Source organism: Enterobacter cloacae complex sp. IR5402, assembly GCF_049238125.1.
Taxonomy (GTDB): Bacteria; Pseudomonadota; Gammaproteobacteria; order Enterobacterales; family Enterobacteriaceae; genus Enterobacter; species Enterobacter hormaechei_C.
The window spans coordinates 35969-56410 of sequence record NZ_JBMKHO010000015.1 but is presented as its reverse complement, the minus strand read 5'-3'; the positions used below and the strand labels follow the sequence as shown (position 1 = coordinate 56410).

20 protein-coding genes are annotated in these 20442 nt (G+C 53.9%); 5 read left to right on the top strand and 15 right to left on the bottom strand.

Annotated features, from left to right (window positions below):
- Positions 1-7 precede the first annotated feature (7 nt).
- Entirely contained in the window at positions 8-580 is a 573-nt protein-coding gene (locus tag ACOTXL_RS19795) for a Csu type fimbrial protein (RefSeq protein WP_003859701.1), read from the bottom strand.
- A 425-nt stretch (positions 581-1005) separates the two neighbouring features.
- On the opposite strand from ACOTXL_RS19795, the gene ACOTXL_RS19790 reads away from it, so the two are divergent.
- Entirely contained in the window at positions 1006-2265 is a 1260-nt protein-coding gene (locus tag ACOTXL_RS19790) for a dicarboxylate/amino acid:cation symporter (RefSeq protein ID WP_003859700.1), read from the top strand.
- Positions 2266-2310: 45 nt separating this feature from the next.
- Here ACOTXL_RS19790 and cheW read toward each other — a convergent pair whose 3' ends face one another.
- The 6 genes from cheW to flhD form a co-directional block, all read right to left on the bottom strand.
- Positions 2311-2814, bottom strand: a complete 504-nt coding sequence (gene cheW / locus ACOTXL_RS19785) for a chemotaxis protein CheW (RefSeq protein WP_003859699.1) — start codon at positions 2812-2814, stop codon at positions 2311-2313.
- Between the two features lie 19 nt (positions 2815-2833).
- Complete coding sequence (gene cheA / locus ACOTXL_RS19780; RefSeq protein WP_045329901.1) at positions 2834-4843, bottom strand: chemotaxis protein CheA; 2010 nt, start codon at positions 4841-4843, stop codon at positions 2834-2836.
- A 4-nt stretch (positions 4844-4847) separates the two neighbouring features.
- Positions 4848-5777: a flagellar motor protein MotB gene (gene motB, locus ACOTXL_RS19775; RefSeq protein ID WP_023324889.1), complete on the bottom strand. Its 930-nt coding sequence runs from the start codon at positions 5775-5777 to the stop codon at positions 4848-4850.
- The gene (motA, locus tag ACOTXL_RS19770) at positions 5774-6661 is read right to left on the bottom strand and encodes a flagellar motor stator protein MotA (RefSeq protein WP_003859696.1); all 888 of its coding nucleotides are present in this window, start codon (positions 6659-6661) and stop codon (positions 5774-5776) included. The genes motB and motA overlap by 4 nt, the downstream gene beginning before the upstream one ends.
- A 123-nt stretch (positions 6662-6784) precedes the next feature.
- A complete protein-coding gene (gene flhC / locus ACOTXL_RS19765) occupies positions 6785-7363 on the bottom strand; it encodes a flagellar transcriptional regulator FlhC (protein WP_003859695.1) in 579 nt (192 codons plus the stop codon).
- A gap of 2 nt (positions 7364-7365) precedes the next feature.
- Entirely contained in the window at positions 7366-7716 is a 351-nt protein-coding gene (gene flhD / locus ACOTXL_RS19760; protein WP_003859693.1) for a flagellar transcriptional regulator FlhD, read from the bottom strand.
- A gap of 796 nt (positions 7717-8512) precedes the next feature.
- On the opposite strand from flhD, the gene uspC reads away from it, so the two are divergent.
- On the top strand, positions 8513-8941 hold the full coding sequence (gene uspC / locus ACOTXL_RS19755) for a universal stress protein UspC (RefSeq protein ID WP_003859692.1): 429 nt from the start codon (positions 8513-8515) through the stop codon (positions 8939-8941).
- A 15-nt stretch (positions 8942-8956) separates the two neighbouring features.
- Here uspC and otsA read toward each other — a convergent pair whose 3' ends face one another.
- The 6 genes from otsA to ACOTXL_RS19725 all read right to left on the bottom strand — a co-directional run bounded on the left by otsA (position 8957) and on the right by ACOTXL_RS19725 (position 15757).
- Positions 8957-10381, bottom strand: coding sequence for an alpha,alpha-trehalose-phosphate synthase (otsA, locus tag ACOTXL_RS19750; RefSeq protein WP_003859691.1), 1425 nt, complete (start codon positions 10379-10381; stop codon positions 8957-8959).
- Positions 10356-11159 carry a trehalose-phosphatase gene (otsB, locus tag ACOTXL_RS19745; RefSeq protein ID WP_003859690.1) on the bottom strand — a complete coding sequence of 268 codons (804 nt, stop codon included), beginning with the start codon at positions 11157-11159 and terminating at the stop codon, positions 10356-10358. The genes otsA and otsB overlap by 26 nt, the downstream gene beginning before the upstream one ends.
- A 153-nt stretch (positions 11160-11312) precedes the next feature.
- Positions 11313-12293 carry an arabinose ABC transporter permease AraH gene (gene araH, locus ACOTXL_RS19740; protein ID WP_003859689.1) on the bottom strand — a complete coding sequence of 327 codons (981 nt, stop codon included), beginning with the start codon at positions 12291-12293 and terminating at the stop codon, positions 11313-11315.
- A gap of 14 nt (positions 12294-12307) precedes the next feature.
- The gene (gene araG, locus ACOTXL_RS19735) at positions 12308-13822 is read right to left on the bottom strand and encodes an L-arabinose ABC transporter ATP-binding protein AraG (protein ID WP_023324891.1); all 1515 of its coding nucleotides are present in this window, start codon (positions 13820-13822) and stop codon (positions 12308-12310) included.
- Positions 13823-13893: 71 nt separating this feature from the next.
- Complete coding sequence (araF, locus tag ACOTXL_RS19730; protein WP_017384422.1) at positions 13894-14883, bottom strand: arabinose ABC transporter substrate-binding protein AraF; 990 nt, start codon at positions 14881-14883, stop codon at positions 13894-13896.
- A gap of 316 nt (positions 14884-15199) precedes the next feature.
- On the bottom strand, positions 15200-15757 hold the full coding sequence (locus ACOTXL_RS19725; RefSeq protein ID WP_045350823.1) for a DJ-1/PfpI family protein: 558 nt from the start codon (positions 15755-15757) through the stop codon (positions 15200-15202).
- 502 nt (positions 15758-16259) lie between these two features.
- On the opposite strand from ACOTXL_RS19725, the gene ACOTXL_RS19720 reads away from it, so the two are divergent.
- Positions 16260-16763 carry a non-heme ferritin-like protein gene (locus ACOTXL_RS19720; RefSeq protein ID WP_003859685.1) on the top strand — a complete coding sequence of 168 codons (504 nt, stop codon included), beginning with the start codon at positions 16260-16262 and terminating at the stop codon, positions 16761-16763.
- Positions 16764-16904: 141 nt separating this feature from the next.
- On the top strand, positions 16905-18248 hold the full coding sequence (locus ACOTXL_RS19715) for an anaerobic C4-dicarboxylate transporter (RefSeq protein ID WP_003859684.1): 1344 nt from the start codon (positions 16905-16907) through the stop codon (positions 18246-18248).
- 80 nt (positions 18249-18328) lie between these two features.
- Here the strand turns inward: ACOTXL_RS19715 and ACOTXL_RS19710 are convergent, their stop codons facing one another.
- Both ACOTXL_RS19710 and azuC read right to left on the bottom strand, forming a co-directional pair.
- Complete coding sequence (locus tag ACOTXL_RS19710) at positions 18329-18580, bottom strand: DUF2766 family protein (RefSeq protein WP_003859683.1); 252 nt, start codon at positions 18578-18580, stop codon at positions 18329-18331.
- A gap of 106 nt (positions 18581-18686) precedes the next feature.
- A complete protein-coding gene (azuC, locus tag ACOTXL_RS19705; RefSeq protein WP_003859682.1) occupies positions 18687-18770 on the bottom strand; it encodes a stress response protein AzuC in 84 nt (27 codons plus the stop codon).
- 214 nt (positions 18771-18984) lie between these two features.
- On the opposite strand from azuC, the gene ACOTXL_RS19700 reads away from it, so the two are divergent.
- Entirely contained in the window at positions 18985-20403 is a 1419-nt protein-coding gene (locus ACOTXL_RS19700) for an MFS transporter (protein WP_032609552.1), read from the top strand.
- Positions 20404-20442: the final 39 nt, after the last annotated feature.

The following is a 20442-nucleotide window of genomic DNA, read 5'->3' as shown; positions in this document are numbered from 1 at the left end:
GGCTGAATCAGTAGGTGACGCTGACGTTAATCGTGTCGGTATAGGTTCCCGGTACAACCGTTACGCTATTGCCGCCGCCCGTTATGCGCCCGTAGAGGGTATAGCTGTTCACCCCGCCCGCTGTGGAAGCTACGGGCAACGCGGCGTTGTTAGCAATCACGTTGTTGTACCCGCTGTCGCTATAGAGGCTGTATGCCACGCCCTGTGCCGCATTGGCGGTGTTCACCAGATATCGGGCGGGTGTGCCGGGGGTGCCGACAACGGTTCCGGGTGCGGTCGCGTTGGTGTTGCCGGTGATCGCCACCGTGTAACTGGCAGTGGTACATTGAATGGTAAAGGTATTTCCGCCGCTGGCCCCGGTTAACTGGGTTGTCAGGGTGGAGAATGTCGCAGGATGGGTCCCGAAATCGAGTGTCCCGAAGTTAATGCCGTTTTGCGTTGGCGAGCCGTTGATCAAACAACCGTTCGTCAACGTCAGCGTCGCCCCGATAGTACCGCTACTGGTGACTGCCAGCGCCTGACCGACAGTCGCCGCCGTCAGCAGTGTACCCGCGCAGATAAAAAGAAGTTTTCTTTTCATTTACCACCCTCCAGAAGAAATAATGGTCCGCTTGCCATATTTTATTCATACTGTTCAGTATGTTAGCCCCGCTTAAACATTCCCCGGCGCGGTTACTGAGAATTTAGTTTATGGTTCACGCTTCAACCACTTTCAACGAAGGTGAGACACCCGCCCCCAATTAACAGACTATTAACAAACATTACAAAGAGTTAGCAAAATAAAACGGGCATTATTCTTGCTTAATCTGAGGATATATCGCGTGTAATGTGATCTGCATCACAATATATCGTTATGATAAAAACAACGAATTTCATAAAAATTAAAAACAAGTTGTAACTCACGCAGCTTTACTTCAATTTATGCCTCGAATATTTTCCTGCGCTTAAATAAAAATTTTGTATGCATCGACGCAGGAAACTCTTTTAGCGCATAGAGGATTTTTTGTGGCAAGTGCAAACAAACTCACGCTCTTCATCGTGATTTTCATGCTGGCGGGTATTCTTTCAGGTGCGGCGATCCATGAGTATGCTTCGTCCGACGCGATACAGGCCTGGTCGGAGAACATTACGCTACTGACCGATATTTTCCTGCGGCTGATTAAGATGGTGATTGCCCCGCTGGTGTTCAGCACCCTGACGGTGGGCATTATGAAGCTGGGTGAAACGTCGACGATTGGGCGCGTCGGGGGTAAAGCGATGGTGTGGTTTATCAGCTCATCCGTGCTTTCCATTCTGGTGGGGCTGTTTATTGTTACCCTTGAACAACCCGGCAGCGGTCTGAACCTGAGCATACCCACAGAGACGGTTGATACCGGCCTGGCCGTTAGTGGGATGTCGCTGAAAGCCTTCCTGTCACACACCATTCCAACCAGCATTGCCGGCGCGATGGCGAACAATGAGATCCTGCAAATTGTGGTCTTCTCGATGTTCTTCGGCATTGGCGGCGCGTCACTGGGCCAAAAATTCAACGCCCCGCTGGTCGCGGCGCTGGATGTGGTCTCCCACATTATGCTGAAGGTGACGGGCTACGTGATGTACGTTGCGCCGCTGGCCATTTTTGCCGCAATTTCGTCCGTCATTGCCACCCAGGGGCTGGGCATTTTGCTGAACTATGCCTCGTTTATTGGCGGTTACTATGTGGCGATCCTTCTGACCTGTCTGGTATTGCTGGCGGTAGGTTACATGGTGCTGAAAAAAGAGATTTTTCGCCTGGTGGCGATGCTGAAAGATCCGGTGCTGGTCGCGTTTACCACCAGCAGCTCTGAAGCGGCATACCCGAAAACGCTGGAGCAGTTAGCGCGCTTCGGCTGTTCACGGAATATCGCCTCTTTCGTCCTGCCGATCGGCTACTCGTTTAACCTGGTCGGCTCCATGGTGTACTGCTCGTTCGCCTCAATGTTTATCGCCCAGGCGTACAACATTCACCTGAGTTTCACCGAGGTGACGGTGCTGATGTTAACGCTGATGCTGGCCTCGAAAGGCATTGCGGGTGTACCGCGCTCGTCGCTGGTGGTGCTGGCGGCAACCATTCCGAGCTTTAACATTCCGGTGGCCGGGATCCTGCTGCTGATGGGGATTGATCATTTCCTGGATATGGGACGGTCCGCCATTAACGTGCTGGGGAACGGGATTGCGACGGCGATGCTGTCGCAGAATGAAGGGGCGCGGGAAGCGGAGGCAGAGCTGGTGGAGCAGGAGGCGTAAGGATACAAAAGAGCCGGGTGGCGCTGACGCTTACCCGGCTTCATTTTATGCTACATGATTCGCCGCAATATCCAGCAGCGCCATCTCTTCACTGTTCAGCAGCTTCTCAATATTCACCAGAATTAGCATACGCTCGCCGAGCGCACCCAACCCCGTCAGGTATTCCGTCGACAGCGTGACCGCAAACTCCGGCGCAGGACGGATTTGATCTGCGGTCAGCGACAGTACATCAGACACGCCATCCACCACGATCCCCACCACGCGCTGCCCCAGATTCAGGACGATCACCACCGTGTTATCGTTGTACTCCACATCGCCCTGGCTGAATTTCACGCGCAGGTCCACGATAGGCACAATCACACCGCGCAGGTTGGTCACACCCTTGATAAACGCTGGCGTGTTCGCAATGCGCGTTACCTGGTCGTAACCACGAATTTCCTGCACTTTCAGGATGTCGATACCGTACTCTTCATCACCTAAAGTGAAAACCAGGAATTCCTGCCCCGATGGCTCTCCCGCCAGTTTCGTTACGTTACTCATACCGGTCATGTTATTACCTTTTACTTAATCAGGCGGCTGTGTTCGCCACACGTTGTTCACGATTTAATCCCTGAAGTGCCGATACATCGACGATCAGCGCGACGCTACCATCACCCAGGATGGTGGCAGCAGAGATCCCCGGCACTTTGCGGTAGTTGCTTTCCAGGTTCTTAACCACCACCTGATGCTGACCAATCAGCTGATCAACCAGCAGCGCGTAGCGGCGTCCGGCGCTTTGCAGGATCACAACGATACCCTGCGTGGCCTCGGTTTTTGCCCCGTCCACTTCGAACACTTTCCACAGTTCCACCAGCGGCAGATACTCGCCGCGTACTTCGAGCACGCGCTCCCCGCCCGCCAGCGGATGCAGATCTTCTTCACGCGGCTGGAGGGACTCCATCACCGCGTTCAGCGGCAGAATAAAGACTTCGTCCGCCACTTTAACGGACATGCCGTCAAGAATGGCCAGCGTCAGCGGCAGCAGGATACGAATCGTGGTGCCTGCACCCTGCTTAGACTGGATCTCAACGTGACCGCCCATCTCCTGAATGTTACGTTTCACCACGTCCATGCCCACGCCACGGCCGGAAACGTCGGTGACCTGCTCTGCGGTTGAGAAGCCCGGGGCAAAAATCAGCATGCCCACTTCTTCGTCCGTCATGTTTTCGTTGACCGCCATTCCCTGCGAGATCGCCTTCGCCAGAATGCGCTCGCGGTTCAGGCCCGCGCCGTCATCGGTCACTTCGATGCAGATGTTGCCGCCCTGATGTTCCGCTGACAGGATCAGGTTGCCCACGGGCGATTTTCCGGCTGCCACGCGATTTTCCGGCAGCTCGATGCCGTGGTCGAGGCTGTTACGCACCAGGTGCGTTAACGGGTCGATAATGCGTTCGATCAGGCTCTTGTCCAGCTCGGTGGAGCTGCCCATCAGCGTGAGTTCGATCTGTTTGTTGAGCTTGCCGGCCAGGTCGCGCACCAGGCGCGGGAAGCGGCTGAAGACATATTCCATCGGCATCATGCGGATGGACATCACCGATTCCTGCAAATCGCGGGCGTTACGTTGTAACTGGCCCATGCTGGTGATGAGATCGCCGTGAGTCACCGGGTCCAGCTCGTTGGAACGCTGGGCCAGCATCGACTGGGTGATCACCAGTTCACCCACCAGGTTGATTAGCTGATCCACTTTCTCCACCGCCACGCGAATGCTCGTGGACTCGCTGGAACGCGCCGCCGGTTTTTCACCGCGGGCCGGGGCAGCCGTCTCTTTTGGCACGGCTTTCAGTGCCGGGGCAGCGGCAACTACCGCAGGGGTATTATCTGCCGGAGCTGGCGCTTCAACGGCCGCCGCCTCGGTTTCAAACGCAATCTGATCCGCTTCAATGACGAAGCAGAGCACCGCCACGATGTCATCCTGGCCGATCCCGCCGTCGAGCGTCGCGGCCAGGCTGTCTTTGCCCTTCACCACGTTGCTGAGCGTCGCCAGGTTCCCCAGCTCCTCTTCCAGCAGGTTGACCTCGTTCTCCTTCAGACGTGACAGCACCACGCGCAGTTTTCCTGCGGGCGCGTCAGGCGCCGTAGCGGGTTCGGCCACGGCGTCAACAACGCTCAGTTTTGCCGCAGGGACAGCGGGCGCAGACGCCTCACCTTTGGCTTCCAGCGCTAACTGACGCAGCGCGTTGCAGATGTATTCAAAGCTGGCGGCATCAGGCTCTGCCGAACTTTTATAGGCGTCGAGCTGTTCCTGCATAATATCTTTCGTTTCCAAAAACAGGTTGATAATGTCGGTATTGAGCTGCATCTCACCGCGTCGTGCTTCATCCAGCAGGTTTTCCATTAAATGGGTGGTTTCCTGCAAAATGGTAAATCCAAACGTTCCGGCTCCGCCTTTAATGGAATGCGCCGCACGGAAGATGGCATTGAGCTGTTCTGAGTCCGGCGCCTCGGGCACCAGATCCAGCAAATGTTGCTCCATATCGGCCAACAATTCGTCGGCTTCATCAAAAAATGTCTGGTAAAAATCGGTAATATCCATGCTCACGCTATCACCTCGGATTGGCTGGTGGCGATGTTGGAACGGCAGCCGAAGGGACGGCCCCAGGCTGTTTTAAATCGTCCAGTGACTCATTCTGACTTTCGGCGTTTTCATGCAGGATGGCCTGCTCCGCCTGCTGGTTCAGCACTAAAAGACTGATACGACGGTTGATGGCGTCATCCGGTCCGCGGTCGGTAAGGCGCATGGTTGCAGCCATGCCGACCACGCGCAGGACCTTGCCATCATCAAGCCCACCCGCCACCAGCTCGCGACGCGAGGCGTTGGCGCGATCGGCAGAAAGCTCCCAGTTGCTGTATCCTTTCTCTCCCGTGGCGTACGGGAAATCATCCGTGTGTCCGGACAGGCTAATGCGGTTAGGAATACCGTTCAGTACCGGTGCAATCGCACGCAGAATATCGCGCATGTAGGGCTCGACTTCGGCGCTGCCGGTTTTAAACATCGGCCGGTTCTGGCTGTCGATGATCTGAATACGCAGCCCTTCCTGTACCAGGTCAATTTTCAGATGCGGACGCAGCGCGCGCAGCTTGGGGTCCGCTTCAATCAGCTGATCCAGGTCACCGCGCAGTTTTTTCAGGCGCGCCTGCTCCATCCGTTTTTTCAGCTCGTCGATGTTAGGCTGTTTTTTCACTTCGCCCTGCTGCTGGGTGTAATCATCACCGCCGCCGGGGATCGGGCTGTCGCTGTTCGAAATGCGCGGCCCGCCGGTGACCGCCGTCGCCAGCGGCGTCCTGAAATATTCCGCAATCTGGATAAGCTCTTTCGGGCTGGAGATGGAGATCAGCCACATCACCAGGAAGAACGCCATCATGGCGGTCATAAAGTCGGCGTACGCGATCTTCCAGGAGCCGTGAGAACCGTGCCCGTGCGCCTTATGCTTGCGCTTTTTTACGATGACGATCGGATGGGACTGGTTTTTCATGCGTCCTCAGTTGTCGTCTGTTGGTTGGGGTTTTTCACCGCGCGCACGTGCTCTTCCAGTTCGATAAACGACGGACGTTCGCTGGAGTAGAGCGTCTTACGACCAAATTCGACGGCGATCGGCGGGGCATAACCGTTGAGGTTTGAGAGCAGCGTAATTTTCACGCACTGCATCATTTTGGTGGTTTCGGCGCTCTTCTGGCGCAGCACGCTCGCCAGCGGGGAGATAAAGCCGTAGGCCAGTAAAATACCGAGGAACGTCCCCACCATCGCGTGGGCAATCAGCGCGCCCAGTTCAGCCGCCGGGCGATCCGCCGAGGCCAGGGCATGTACCACGCCCATTACCGCCGCCACGATGCCAAACGCCGGAAGCGAGTCGCCCACCAGCGCCAGGCTGTTGGCCGGCACTTCGGATTCGCTCTCATGGGTTTCAATCTCTTCGTCCATCAGGGCTTCAATTTCGAAGGTGTTCATGTTGCCGCTGATGATCAGGCGCAGGTAATCGACGATAAAATCGAGCATCATCGCGTCGGCCAGAATACGCGGGTAGCTGGCGAAAATTTCGCTCTCTTTCGGGTTTTCGATGTCCCGCTCCAGCGAGAACATCCCCTGCTGACGTGACTTCGCCATCAGGCGATAGAGCAGCGCCAGCAGATCCATATACATGCTTTTGGTGTATTTCGAGCGACGAAACAGCAGCGGAATCGCCTTCAGCGTGCCCTTGATCGATTTACCGTTGTTACCAACGATAAAAGCCCCTACCCCTGCACCGCCGATGATGACAAGTTCAGCCGGTTGATAGAGTGCTCCAAGGTGCCCGCCGGTCATCATGTAACCGCCGAAAACTGTACCGAGAACTACCAGGTAACCTAATAAGATAAGCACGACATCATCCTTCCGCTAGTGACTATGGCAGGACGTTCATTTCGAGCGCGAGACCTGAACGCAGGGTAAAAAAAAGCAGCGGTAATCGCTTACCGCTGCTGGAATCTTGCCCACAGGTTCGGGTTAAACAGCGTGTTCGATCTGTTCATCCAGCAGTTGTGGAATAATATCGGCAGCATCCCGGGAAAGTTTACGTCTTTTTACGGCTCGGGATGGAGGCTGGCACAAACTACAGGCGAAGCTGCCCGCAGGCTGATGCGCGTGGGTAATAAAATTGCCGTCACAGCAGTTGCAGCGCGACAATTCAAGCATGCCGCTTTCAACAAAACGCACCAGCGTCCAGGCGCGGGTCAGCGCCAGCAGAGGTCCCTCTTCCTGCTGCGGGCATTGCTCAAGGTAAAGTTTGTAGGCTTTGATCACGGCATCAACGCCGCTGCATAACCCCGTTTTAAGCAGGTACTGCCAGGCGTTACAGAACATGGAAGCATGAATGTTCTGCTCCCAGGTCATGAACCAGTCAGTGGAAAACGGCAGCATGCCTTTTGGCGGCGGGCTACCACGCAGTTCTTTGTACAGCTTGATCAGACGACCACGGCTCAACTGCGTCTCGCTTTCCAGCATTTGTAAACGCGCGCCCAGCGTGATGAGTTCCATTGCCAGCTGGATATCACGGGCTTCCTGAACAATGCTTTTTTCGCTCATTGTTAAGCCCTTTTCTTCCGGGCTACGTCATCAGGCTGGCTGATTTCGTTGAGCAGACGGGTGGAGAGAAGAATACCGGTGTGGATTTGTTGCAGATCGTCCACGCGAGATTCCTGAGTCAGACGCGTAATGGTCTGCGGGTTATCAAAACGGAACTGGCAGACAAGTTGATTGGTTTCAGCCAGCTTGACCATTTGCGGGAGGGTTAATCCACCCAGCATGGTTGCCATCTCTTCGTTAACACCCAGACGAAACATCGCTGACGGTTTGTCCTGACTAATCAAACGCTGCGCGAGCAATAAATACGACAAATTGATGTCATAAATATGTTTTAGCAACTCGGATGTATGCATTTTTCCCATCCCGAATAACCAACTATTATTTTTATGCGGAAAGACCGCACCCCGTGATGTCGCCGGGAAATCACCCGGTATAAAAAGAAAAGGCCAAATGCATAGTTGAATTTAGGTTTGTACGTCGTAAAGCGCGTGACCGGTTAACATGGCCAAAATGTCGGTTACACATTTTATATTTTCTTACAAATAACTAAGATTTTTCCTAATTCGACGCAAACTCTACTCGTCAGTTTTGACACATACAACGCAGCCCCCCCTGGAATTTAAAAAAAATGTGATCTTCGTCACATAATTTACGCGAATGTAACCCATAAATCCATCAGCGTGACTTGTAATTTGACTGTTTATTGAGCAACCGAAGCTTGGTTATATTCTTATGGAACGAATACTCATGCAGAGGGATGAGTGGATCGGGTATGAAAATTGCTATGTCGGAGAAGCGCTGCCCTTCCGCGTCTGAACGGGCGCGAACGTCAGGGAACAGCCAGATTTAATTAAGTAAAAACAGCAGGTTAAGCTTTCAATTCGAGACAGGAGCTTCCATGGGTCAGCATCACGCTTGCGTTGACGATCGGTTAACGCGATTTAACAGCACGGAAGGCTAAATGTGTGATTTACGTTAAGTTGTTAATTACTTTCATTTTGCGCTCCCATTTCGTTATTCTTCTTATAAGAATAATTAATGAATAATTATGATAAGGTTCACACTATTGTCGCATGTAGCTCTTGCAGAAGCGGCAGATTCGCGGTAAAGCTTAAGAAACGTGTCATTTTGACATAAAAGGAGTGTGTGATGAGTTACTCCCATCTTCTTGTTTCTGTTGCGGTTTCCCCAGAAAGTCATCAACTCGTCGCCCGTGCCGTTTCCATTGCCCGCCCGAACAATGCCCGCATAAGTCTGATCACCCTGGCAGCTGAACCCGAGATGTATAACCAACTGGCAGCGCCTATGCTGGAAGATATTCGTGAGGTTCTTCAGGAAGAAACGCAGCAATTTCTGCGCGAGCTGGTTGAGCGGGCAAACTATCCTGTCCATCAGACGGTGATTGCCACCGGGGAATTAAGTGAACATATTCTCGACATTTGTCGGAAACAGAATATTGACCTGGTCATTTGCGGAAATCATAACCAGAGCTTTTTTTCCCGGGCGGCATGCTCGGCAAAATCCATCGTTTCGTCAAGCCAGGTGGATGTCCTGCTGGTGCCTCTCGGGGGCAATTAATGCCCCCGAAGGAAATCAGGCGAGTTTAGGGAAGGTCGCGATCTTTTTTTGCAGATCACCTTCCTGACTTTGCGGCTGGATCGCGCGCAAATCGTCAATAAAACGCGCCTGCCAGCGGTTGATATCATTCTTGACGATGGTCTCCATCATTTCCGAATGACGTGAAATGCGTTCCGCAAGCGGCATGGTTAACGCGCGATTCAGGGCATTTGCCACGTCATCGCGATCGTAAGGGTTCACAATCAGCGCTGAGGTCAACTCGTTTGCCGCACCGGCAAATTGGGACAGCACCAGCACGCCCGGGTCAGCAGGATCTTGTGCTGCTACATACTCTTTTGCCACCAGATTCATCCCGTCGCGCAGCGGCGTGACCAACCCGACGTCCGCATAGCGGAACACTTTCATCAGGATTTTGCGCTCAAAATGCTGATTCAGATAGAAAAGTGGAGTCCAGCCGAGCTGGCCATAGCGCCCGTTGATGCGCCCTGCTTCGGTCTCAAGCTGGTGACGAATATCCTGGTAGGCCTGAACCTCACCGCGCGAGGTCGGCGCTATCTGGGTGTAGCGGATCTTGCCATGATGCTGCGGGAATTTATCCAGCAGGGTTTCATAGGCGAGGAATCGCTCCGGCAACCCTTTGGAATAATCCAGTCGTTCAACCGAAAAGATATTCTTAACGTGCTTGAGTTCGTCCTTGAGCTGGGCAAGCTTCGGCGGCAGCGGACCGGAGGCCTGCTCGGCAATTTCGTCTGGCTCAATACCGATCGGGTAGACTTCGGTATGGAAATTTCGTCCCCACGCGGTATGAGATTTACCGCCGTGAGTGACCAGCCGGGTTTTGCCCGACACGCTGTCGAGGAAGGCCAGCCTGTCATTTTCCGTCTGGAAACCGAGCAGGTCGTAATCTGACAGCGCCTCCAGGATCTCCTCGTGCTGCGGCAGCGCCGTAAAGATCTCCGGGGTCGGGAACGGAATATGCAGGAAGAAACCGATTCGGTTATTCACACCCCGTTTCCGCAACTCCCTGGCGAAAGGCAGCAGATGATAATCGTGGATCCATAAAATATCGTCTTCTTCGATCAGCGGCAGTAGTTTATCTGCCAGCAGCGCGTTGACGCGCATGTAGCCTTCATAGGATTCACGCTGGAATTTCACCAGATCCAGACGATAGTGAAACGCTGGCCACAGCACGGCGTTTGAGAACTCGGAATAATATTCATCATAGTCCTTCTCGCTAAGGGCGAAGGATGCCCACGTGATATTGCCCCGTGACACCTTTTTTAGCGGTTTCTCTTCGTTACTGATTTCCCCGCTCCAGCCAAACCAGAGACCACCCGCGGCTTTGAGGGCACCTAATACCCCGACCGCCAGGCCACCGGCACTGGCTTTTTTATCATCCGGCGGTGCGATGCGATTAGAGACGACGACTAAGCGACCCATAATGATTTCTCCCGTTGTTTTGCGCTATTTGTTGTTGTTGCTGGTTAGCGACGTCAGATATCCACTGCCAGACGCTGGCGACATTATCCAGCCGCCATCCGGCAATGGTTTCACCAGATCCAACCTTGACAGACATGCCCTGGGCCTGGTTTACCACCCTGAACCCGGCCTCGTCGGTCAGGTCATCCCCAAAAAAGACTGGCGTACGCCCTTTGAACGGCGCTTCCGCCATAAACGCTGCAATGGCAGCGCCTTTGTTAATTCCTGCCGGTTTAATCTCGACCACACATTTACCCGGCTGTAACGCCAGCTCCGGATGGGCTTCGGCCACGCTTCTTGCTATCGAAAATATCGCCGCCTCATGATGGGGCGCCTGACGGTAGTGCAGCGCAAAAGCCATGCCTTTGGCTTCCAGTTCCGTACCGGGAAGCATTTCCAGAGCCGAAGAGAGTTGCGCATGCAGCGCCTGAATCAGCGTGTCGGGGAGTGAAACTATATGCAGTTGATCATGGATATCGCGGCGCTCCGCTCCGTGCACACCGGCCAGCGGAAAGTGATAAGGACTGGCGAGCACGTCCAGCTCGGCCATTGAGCGCCCTGAAATCAATGCCAGTGCCCCCTCGTTCTGTCGGGAGAGCTGCTGCAAATTCTCTAACACCGTGTCCGGTACAACAACGTCATCCGGATGCGGTTCAATCCCGGCGAGCGTCCCGTCGAGGTCAAAAAAGAAAGCAAATTTTCCGGGCAGTACAGGCGGTGCGGTTAACAAGTCAGCCACCCTAATCCTCCTTACAGTGAACAAAACAGCCATGTAAGTATAGACAGTGTGACGGTGCTCGCCATTTAGCAACCGGCCCGTCAACAAAACTGGCGGGCCGGTCAGGGGGTCAACTATGGTTAATAGTTGAGCAGGTTAGTGGCTAAAAATAAATCAGACGGTACGCTTCGCTTTTTGCTTGTAACGGTCGAAGATCACCGCTGCCAGCAGGATCAGGCCGCGTACGACGTACTGAGAGAACGGAGAAATATTGAGCAGGTTCATGGCGTTCTCTACGGTCCCCAGAATCAGGATCCCCGCCACCACATATGAGATTTTTCCGATGCCGCCCTTGAGGGAAACGCCCCCCAAAACGCAGGCTGAGATGACGATTAGCTCATAACCAATGGAGGTCATAGGCTGGCCGCTGGTCATGCGCGACGCCAGAATAATCCCCGCCGCCGCCGATACCAGCCCGGAAAGCACGAAGATAATGATCTTGGTCCGTACGACCGGGACACCCGCCAGACGCGCCGCCTCTTCATTGCCGCCAATCGCCAGGGTATTTCGGCCAAAGGTGGTGCGGTTGAGCAGGAAACCGAACAGGATCAAACAGCCTACCGTCAGCCAGATTGGCGCAGGCAGCCCCAGCCAGTTGGCATAGCCCAGCGTGAAGAAACGCTCGTCTTCGATCCCGACCGCTTTGCCGTCGGAGATGATATAGGCCAGACCGCGCACGATTTGCATGGTCGCCAGCGTCGTAATCAGGGCGTTAATCTTCAGGCGCGCAATGACAAACCCGTTCACCAGGCCGCTCAACACGCCGAGCAGCAGCCCGGCCAGCACGCCGATCCACAGGCTTTCGGTCATGTTGATCACCACGGCAGTGGTGACGCCTGCACAGGCAATCACCGAGGCGACCGACAGGTCAAAATCACCGGAAGCCAGGCAGAACAGCATTCCGCAGGCCACCATGCCGGACATGGAGATAGCCAGCCCCAGCCCCTTCATATTGATGAACGTGGCGAAGTTCGGCACAAAAATCGCGCAGGCGACGAAGAGGGCAGCAAAGACCACCAGCATGCCGTACTGGTCCCAGATGCGGCCAAAACTGAAAGCCGACTTCGGCGCTCCGGATGTAGTAACAGAGGACATCATTGACTCCTTACTCAGGCGACAGCCTGGCTAACTTTAGGCATGGCGAGACTCAACGCCTGTTGTTCATTCGCCTGTTCATGCAGCAATTCACCGGCAATTTCGCCTTCACGCATCACTACAATGCGGTCGGCGACGCCCAGCACCTCGGGCAGATCGCTGGAGGCGAACAGGACCGCCACACCACGTTTTGCCAGTTCATAGATGACGTTATAGATTTCGTGTTTCGCCCCCACGTCAATACCGCGCGTTGGTTCATCCAGCAAAATGACCTTCATATCTTCCGATAGCCAGCGCCCCAGAATGGCTTTTTGCTGGTTACCGCCGGACAGGTTCATGATCAGCTGTTCAGCGCCGGGGGTTTTAATGTTCAGCGAACGGATATGGTGATCCGCGTTGCTCGCCTCCCAGCCGTCGTTAATCAGACATCCCGCGCGGATGAACTTGCGCCGGGCAGAGATGTTGATGTTGTCGCGCACCGAGTGCACCGGAATAATGCCCTCTGCCTTTCGATCCTCCGGGCAGAGCATAATCCCCGCGTTAATCGCCTGCGCAGGCTTCTGAATATCGACCTTTTTCCCGTCGACGAAAACCTGGCCCAGGGTTATGCGCGTCCCGCCAAACAGCCCTTTCATCAGCTCGCTGCGCCCTGCCCCCACAAGGCCAAACAGCCCGACGATTTCGCCGCTGCGCACCGAGAGTGAAATGGGCGTGCGCACGCCTGGGGCTTTGACGTTATCCAGACGCAGACGCTCCGGGCCATACTCGCGCGGTTTCCAGTGGTAAATGTCCCCCAGATCGCGTCCGACCATCGCCTGCACCAGCTGATCGTGATTAACCTGCTGCATATCGGTGAAGGTGCGCACGTAGCGTCCATCTTTAAACACGGTGATGGCATCGCTTAAGGCAAAAATCTCTTCCATACGGTGAGAAACGTACAGAATGATGCGGCCCTCTTTGCGCAGCTCGCGGATCACGCGAAAGAGATTTTCTATTTCACGCGCCGAGAGCGAGCTGGTTGGCTCATCGAAGGCGATAATTTTGGCGTTACGCGCCAGCGCTTTGGCAATTTCCACCATCTGCCACTGGCCGATGGAGAGATACTTAAGGGGCGTTTGCGGATCGACATCCAGCCCAAGGTGCTTGAGCTGCAAGCCCGCTTCATAATTGAGCAGCGAGCGGTTGACCACGCCGCTTTTATGCGGAAGCTGGCCCAGATAGATGTTCTCCGCCACGGTCATTTCAGGAATGAGATGCAGCTCCTGATAGATGATGGCGACGCCCGCATTTAATGCTGCCGTGGTGTCGGCAAAGGCCACCTCTTCGCCGCGAATAGCCAGCGTGCCGGTGGTGGGCGTGTAGTTGCCGCTGAGAATTTTTAGCAGCGTGGATTTTCCCGCGCCATTCTCCCCCATCAGGGCGTGAACCTGGCCGGCATAGCAGTCGAAGCTGATATCGGTCAGCGCGTTTACACCGGGGAACGTTTTACCGATGCCGCGGAAAGAGAGATACGGATCAGACTGTTGCATAACGACTCCGTGATTCCTGTAGTGTGTACGTCTGGCCCCTCACGGTGAGTGAGGGGCGCAATCACAGCGTATTACTTACCGCCCAGTCCTTTTTTCGCCAGCTCCTCTTTGAAGTTATCGCGGGTGATCAGCACCACATCGGTCACTTCAGTGAATTTCGGCGGTTCAACCCCTTTGGTCACCCAGTTGTAGAGCATTTCGCTGGATTTATAGCCGTGGACATCCGGGCTTGGCAGCAGTGAGCCATAGAAGCCGGTCGCCTGCGCTTTAGACAGTTCGCTCACGGCGTCAACGCCGTTAATGCCGATCCCGATCACGTCCGGTGCTTTAAAGCCCTGGCCTTCCGTTGCACGCACGCCGCCCAGTACGGTGTTGTCGTTCATCCCCACCACCAGCCAGTGCTTCACTTCCGGATGCTGGACGAGCATGGAGTTCGCCGCATCAAAGGCGCCCGGAATATCGTTGGATTTGGTCGGGACTTTGTAGATCTGTTTTTCCGGGAAGCCAGCCGCTTTCAGGGCGTCCATGGACCCGGTGGTACGACGACGGGCGGTGTCCAGCTCGTCAGCGGTAATGGCCATCACGGCAGTCTCTTTGACATCCCAGCCGCGTTTTTGCATCTCTTTATAGAGCTCCTGGCCCTGACGCTCACCGATTTTAGTGGCCGCCATCATTACCAGCGGAACGGTATCCATCGGTTTACCTTTGGCGTTCACGAACTGATCGTCCACCGCAATCACTTTCATGTCGTAACCGCGCGCTTTCGCGGCAATCGCTGACCCCAGTTTTGGATCCGGCGTACAGATAACGAAACCTTTCGCACCGCTGGCCGCCAGGCTATCAATGGCGTTCAGCGTTTTCTCACCGTCAGGTACGGCGATTTTAATTACCTCAAATCCCAAATCTTTTCCGGCTTTATCAGCAAATTTCCATTCGGTCTGGAACCACGGTTCTTCAGGCTGTTTAACCAGAAAACCGAGCTTTAAATTTTCAGCGATAGCGGATTGTGACATAACGGCAGCCAGGCCGATGGCCGCCAGCGCTTTAGTAAATTTGTGCATGGTAAACTCCAGCTTAAGCATTCTTATCTGTAGGGAATAATGGCGAACAACTTATTTAATCGGACTTAAAACAAGGCATTAGCGCTTACCTTGTTATAAGCGTTATTGCTGGAGATAGTTTTAGCGGGAAATTAATCATCCATAAGAGAGCGACATCACACCGCAGAATTACAGTAATTGCGTACATAAATTCAGCGGAAAATGACATAAAAAAGGACGTAATTGTCCTACAAATGGAAAGGAGTTAAGCAGGATTATCCATAAGGTCAGCTAAGAAATCCCTGTAACCCGGACGCCTTAGCGTCCGGCAGAAAATTTACCAGCGGTAATAGATGTGTTCAGCATGATCGCGCACGGGGGCGTCGTCACCCAACAAACGAGCAGAGAGCGTCAGCGCAAAGTCAAAAGCGTGCCCCAGCCCCTTGCCGCTGATGAGGTTATTATCCTCCACGACCGGCGCATCTACATATACTCCATCATCAACGCTCTGCCACAGATCGCCGGAACAGACGTAGCGGCGCCCCTTCAGTAGCCCGTTACCGCCCAGCACCCGCGCGGCCGCAGAGCAGATCGGGCAGATAAGTTTGCCGTGCTCGTCATGCGCGGAAACAAAGCGGATCACCTCCTGGTTAGCAGCAAGATTGACGCTCCCCTGCGGCCCACCGGGCAATACGACCGCGTCATACAGCTTATTAATGCGCTCCGTTAACGTACTGTCAGCCACCATGGGGATATTATGGTAACTCACTACCGCACGGGACTCCGCGCAGGCCAGCGTCTCCACCTCAATCTGTAAACGCCGCAGAATATCAATAGTGATAATCGCTTCTGCTTCTTCAAAACTAGGTGCCAGCAGCACCGCAACGTTAGCCATCATAAACCTCAAATAATGAAACAATGTAAAACATCGTTTCATTTTCCCGCGTTATCAGATCACAATCTTGCGCCGCGATCACAGAACCGTATATTGAGTGAAAATTGATTTAGCTCAAATTTGATACGACAGGATATATTTGCAAATATTATTTCTGATTTATCACTTTTACAGAATTTCCCGCCAAAGAACGTTTCCTGAAACGATAAAAATGAGCAAAATTGATTTTACACCCTTTTAAATCAACATGTTATATAATTACCAATCTCGTAACCTTCTTTCTATTCTGGGCTATATTTAAATTTGTAATCTATGGTAAACACAGCCCAATTAAGAGTTTTCTTAAGTCGAAGAGAAGCGTATGCTTATTTAAATCGAACACAGGAAGTGAATTTTCGAGTTTTTACCTTGCAGAAATCTATTTCCGCCATTCAATCGTGAATACCTGCCGGGTCAGGTTAAGTAGCGGACATCAAGTCCCACAGTCAATAAGGATATGAGAATGACTACCCAAACGATGATGCAAAAACTGAATGCCCAGATGAACCTGGAGTTTTATGCTTCAAATCTGCATCTGCATTTGAGCGCGTGGTGTTCCAGAAAAAGCCTCAACGGCACTGCCACCTTCTTTCGTACTCAGGCGCAAAGTAACGTCACGCACATGATGCGTGTCTTTAACTTTTTGAAAGCTGTCGGGGCAAACCCTACCGTCAAAGAGCTTGAAACGATTGAAGATAATTACACTTCTCTGGAAGAACTGTTTCAGAAAACGCTCGAAGAGTACGAGCAACGCTGTGCGAAGCTGAGCAAACTGGCTGATGAAGCCAAAGCGCAACAGGACATCATTACCCTCACGTTTTTACGCGATATGGACAGAGAGCAGCAGCAGGATGGCATGCTGCTGAAGACGCTCGCAGATGAAATCCGCAACGCGAAACGTGCGGGGATTTGTCTGGAGCAGACGGACCGCCATCTTCTCGACATAGCTACCGTGCAACACCACTAAGTCCCTTCACCCGCTCCCGTCAGGGGGTGGGTACCAACTCCCTGCTTTTGCTGACATTTAACAAATCAGATCTTGCTCCCAATGAATAACCACACATCGTGTAATGATTTGTTTAATTACATTCATTGACGAGGGAGCATCATGATCACCATTGAGTTTATTGTCATTATCCTCTGCCTGCTGATAGGCACCCGCTTCGGCGGGATGGGCCTGGGGCTGATAAGCGGTATCGGCCTGTTTATTTTAAGTTTTGTCTTTGGTCTGCAACCCGGTAAACCACCGGTTGACGTGATGCTAACAATCCTCGCCGTCATCGGCTGTGCGGCCACGCTACAGACCGCCGGTGGCCTGAATGTAATGATGCAATTCGCAGAGCGCCTGCTGCGTAAACACCCCCAGCACATCACCCTTCTCGCACCGTTTACCACCTGGATGTTGACCTTCCTCTGCGGGACCGGTCACGTCGTCTATACCATGTTTCCCATTATCGCGGATATCGCCCTGAAAAAAGGCATTCGCCCGGAACGGCCGATGGCGGTGGCCTCGGTGGCCTCTCAGATGGCGATCACCGCCTCCCCCGTTTCCGTGGCTGTCGTTTCGCTGGTCTCGATTCTGGGTGCGCAGCACGGCATCGGTCACGCGTGGGGGATCCTCGAAATCCTCGCCGTTTCCGTACCGGCCTCACTGTCTGGCGTCGCCATTGCGGCACTGTGGAGCCTGCGCCGGGGGAAAAACCTCGCAGACGATACTGAATTTCAGGAAAAGCTGAAAGATCCGAAACAGCGGGAGTTTATCTATGGAGGAACGGAGACGTTGATGGATCAGCGTTTCCCGAAACAGGCCTACTGGTCCACGTGGATCTTCTTCGCCGGAATTGCCGTAGTGGTCCTGCTGGGTGCGCTGCCCGAGCTGCGTCCGGCGTTTGAGATCAAAGGGAAAATGACAGCCCTGTCGATGAACCTTGTCATTCAAATGATGATGCTGATCGCCGGGGCCATCATGCTGATGACCTGCAAGGTGAATGCGTCGGCCATTTCAAACGGGGCGGTATTTAAGGCGGGGATGGTCGCGATTTTCTCGGTGTTTGGTGTGGCGTGGATGAGCGATACCTTTTTTCAGGCGCATCTCGACGAGCTGAAAATGGCGCTGGAGGGGGTGGTGAAGAGTCATCCCTGGACGTATGCCATCGTGCTGTTCCTGGTATCAAAACTGGTCAACAGCCAGGCTGCGGCCTTGACCGCGGTCGCCCCGATGGGGTTGATGCTGGGTATCGATCCGAAAATGCTGGTGGCCTTCTTCCCGGCATCCTACGGCTACTTTGTGCTGCCGACCTATCCGAGCGATCTGGCCTGTATCGGGTTCGATCGCTCCGGCACCACCCGCATCGGTAAATTCATCATCAACCACAGCTTTATTCTGCCGGGGCTGATTGGCGTCAGCTGTGCCTGCGTGGTGAGCTATCTGCTGGTACAGACGTTCTTCTGATCCTTCTGCGGGCGACAGGCTCTGTCGCCCTTCGACGTAAAAGCAGAAAAGGGTTTCTAATTTTAAAACATCGGTTTATTTTAGTGTGACTCACCCTGCGGTGTGAAGCGGAGTTCAATCAGCGCGATCGCTTTCTGGATCGCGCGGAGCGTAACCGGGTCCGCCGCAGCAGGATGGTTGGTGAAATCGATGTTTTTCAGTTGGGTCGACATCTTTTCGCGTACCTCAACCGGCGCGATAACGTCAATCACATCAAGGATTTGTTTGATAACCAGCTGGCAGGCGACGACGTCAGATACCAGTTCCTGATCGGCGCTCAGGTTTTGTGACATGGGGTTCTCCTTATTCAAAGGCCGCCATAGTAGCAAAACAGACGCCCTTCCATCTCCCTCTCGTCGTCCGCAGACATAAAAAAACCTGCCGAAGCAGGTTTTTTTATCAGAACATCGCACCCGGTGGGACGTCTTTAAACGTTGTGCAGTAGTTTGCCCACATGCTTTTCAGGATTTTGCGCAGTTTCATTATGTTGCTCCAGTAACGTGTTATGCAGGTGTTATTGTCAATACGCTTATAATATGACCACCATCCCAAAAATCAACCATTTTGTGACCTACATCACGGTTATTAAACCCTCAGTGCTGCTGGTTTGTTAAAAAAAGCCATGATAAATCCGCACGTTACAGGCTTATAAATTCCAGTAAATGTTTATAAAATTTTTTGAGCGGGCAGGAAGAGAATGAGTGAAAACGTATCCGGCAAAGAGAGCCGTGGATTATCGCCTGCGGCGCTGCTGGTGGCCGGTGCTTTCTTTATGGAATTTCTGGACGGGACGGTGATTGCCACCGCGCTGCCGGACATGGCAAAAAGCTTCGGTGTACAGGCCGTGGATCTGAATATCGGCATCAGCGCCTACCTGATCACCCTGGCCGTGCTGATCCCCGCCAGCGGCTGGATCGCCGACCGCTTCGGCGCGCGAAAAGTGTTTGCCCTCGCGCTGGCAATCTTCACGCTGGCCTCGGTATTTTGCGGCCTGTCCACCACGCTCGATCAGTTCGTCGCGATGCGCGTCCTTCAGGGCATGGGTGGCGCGCTGATGGTGCCCGTGGGTCGCCTGGCCGTGCTACGCACCACGCCAAAACATCAGCTCATCACGGCAATCGCCACCCTGACGTGGCCTGCGCTGGTCGCGCCGATCATCGGCCCGCCGCTGGGTGGGTTCATTACCAGCTATGCCGACTGGCGCTGGATCTTCTTTATTAACGTGCCGCTGGGGATAATCGCCATTTTGCTGGCACTGCGCATCATTCCAGACCTGCATGAAGATACGCGCCGACCGTTTGATTTACCGGGTTTTGTTGTCACCACCCTTGCCATGGTGAGCCTGGTTTATGCGATGGAGTTGATGGGCGCAGAGCCACTGCGGACAGGATTAACCGCCACGCTGTTTATCGTCGGTATCGTCGCGTTAAGTCTGGCACTGCGTCACTTTAAGCGGGCAACCTGGCCGATGATCAGACTCGATGCGATGCAGGTGCCGACGTTTCGCGTCACCCTGTACGGCGGATCGCTGTTTCGCGCCTCCATCAGCGCGGTTCCGTTCCTGTTACCGCTGATGTTCCAGGTCGGCTTTGGCATGGACGCGTTCCATTCGGGCCTGCTGGTGCTGGCGGTTTTCGTTGGCAATCTCACCATTAAACCGGCGACGACGCCGCTTATCCGCAGCCTGGGGTTTAAGCGGCTGTTGCTGATTAACGGTGCGTTGAATGTCCTGGCGTTGCTGGCCTGCGCGTTTCTGACGCCGCAGACGCCCGCGTGGCTCGTCATGCTGATCCTCTATCTGGGCGGCGTTTTCCGTTCGATTCAGTTTACAGCCATCAGTACGCTGGCTTTTGCGGATGTGCCATCGGTGCAGATGAGCTATGCCAATACTCTGTTTTCAACCGCAACGCAGCTTGCCGTGGGGCTTGGGATCACGCTCGGGGCGATTGGTATTCGTATCGGGGAAAAAGTCAGTGAGGCGATGGGGATTGCCGGCATGCCGGGAATGAGCTTCCGGCTGGCATTTGTGGCGATCGCACTAATCTGCCTGGTGGGAATGGTTGACACGCTGCGTCTGACCAAAGATGCAGGCAGCGCGGTCTCATCGAAAAAGTAACGCTATCTGCCGGGCAGGCAACGCACCGCCCGGCAAAAC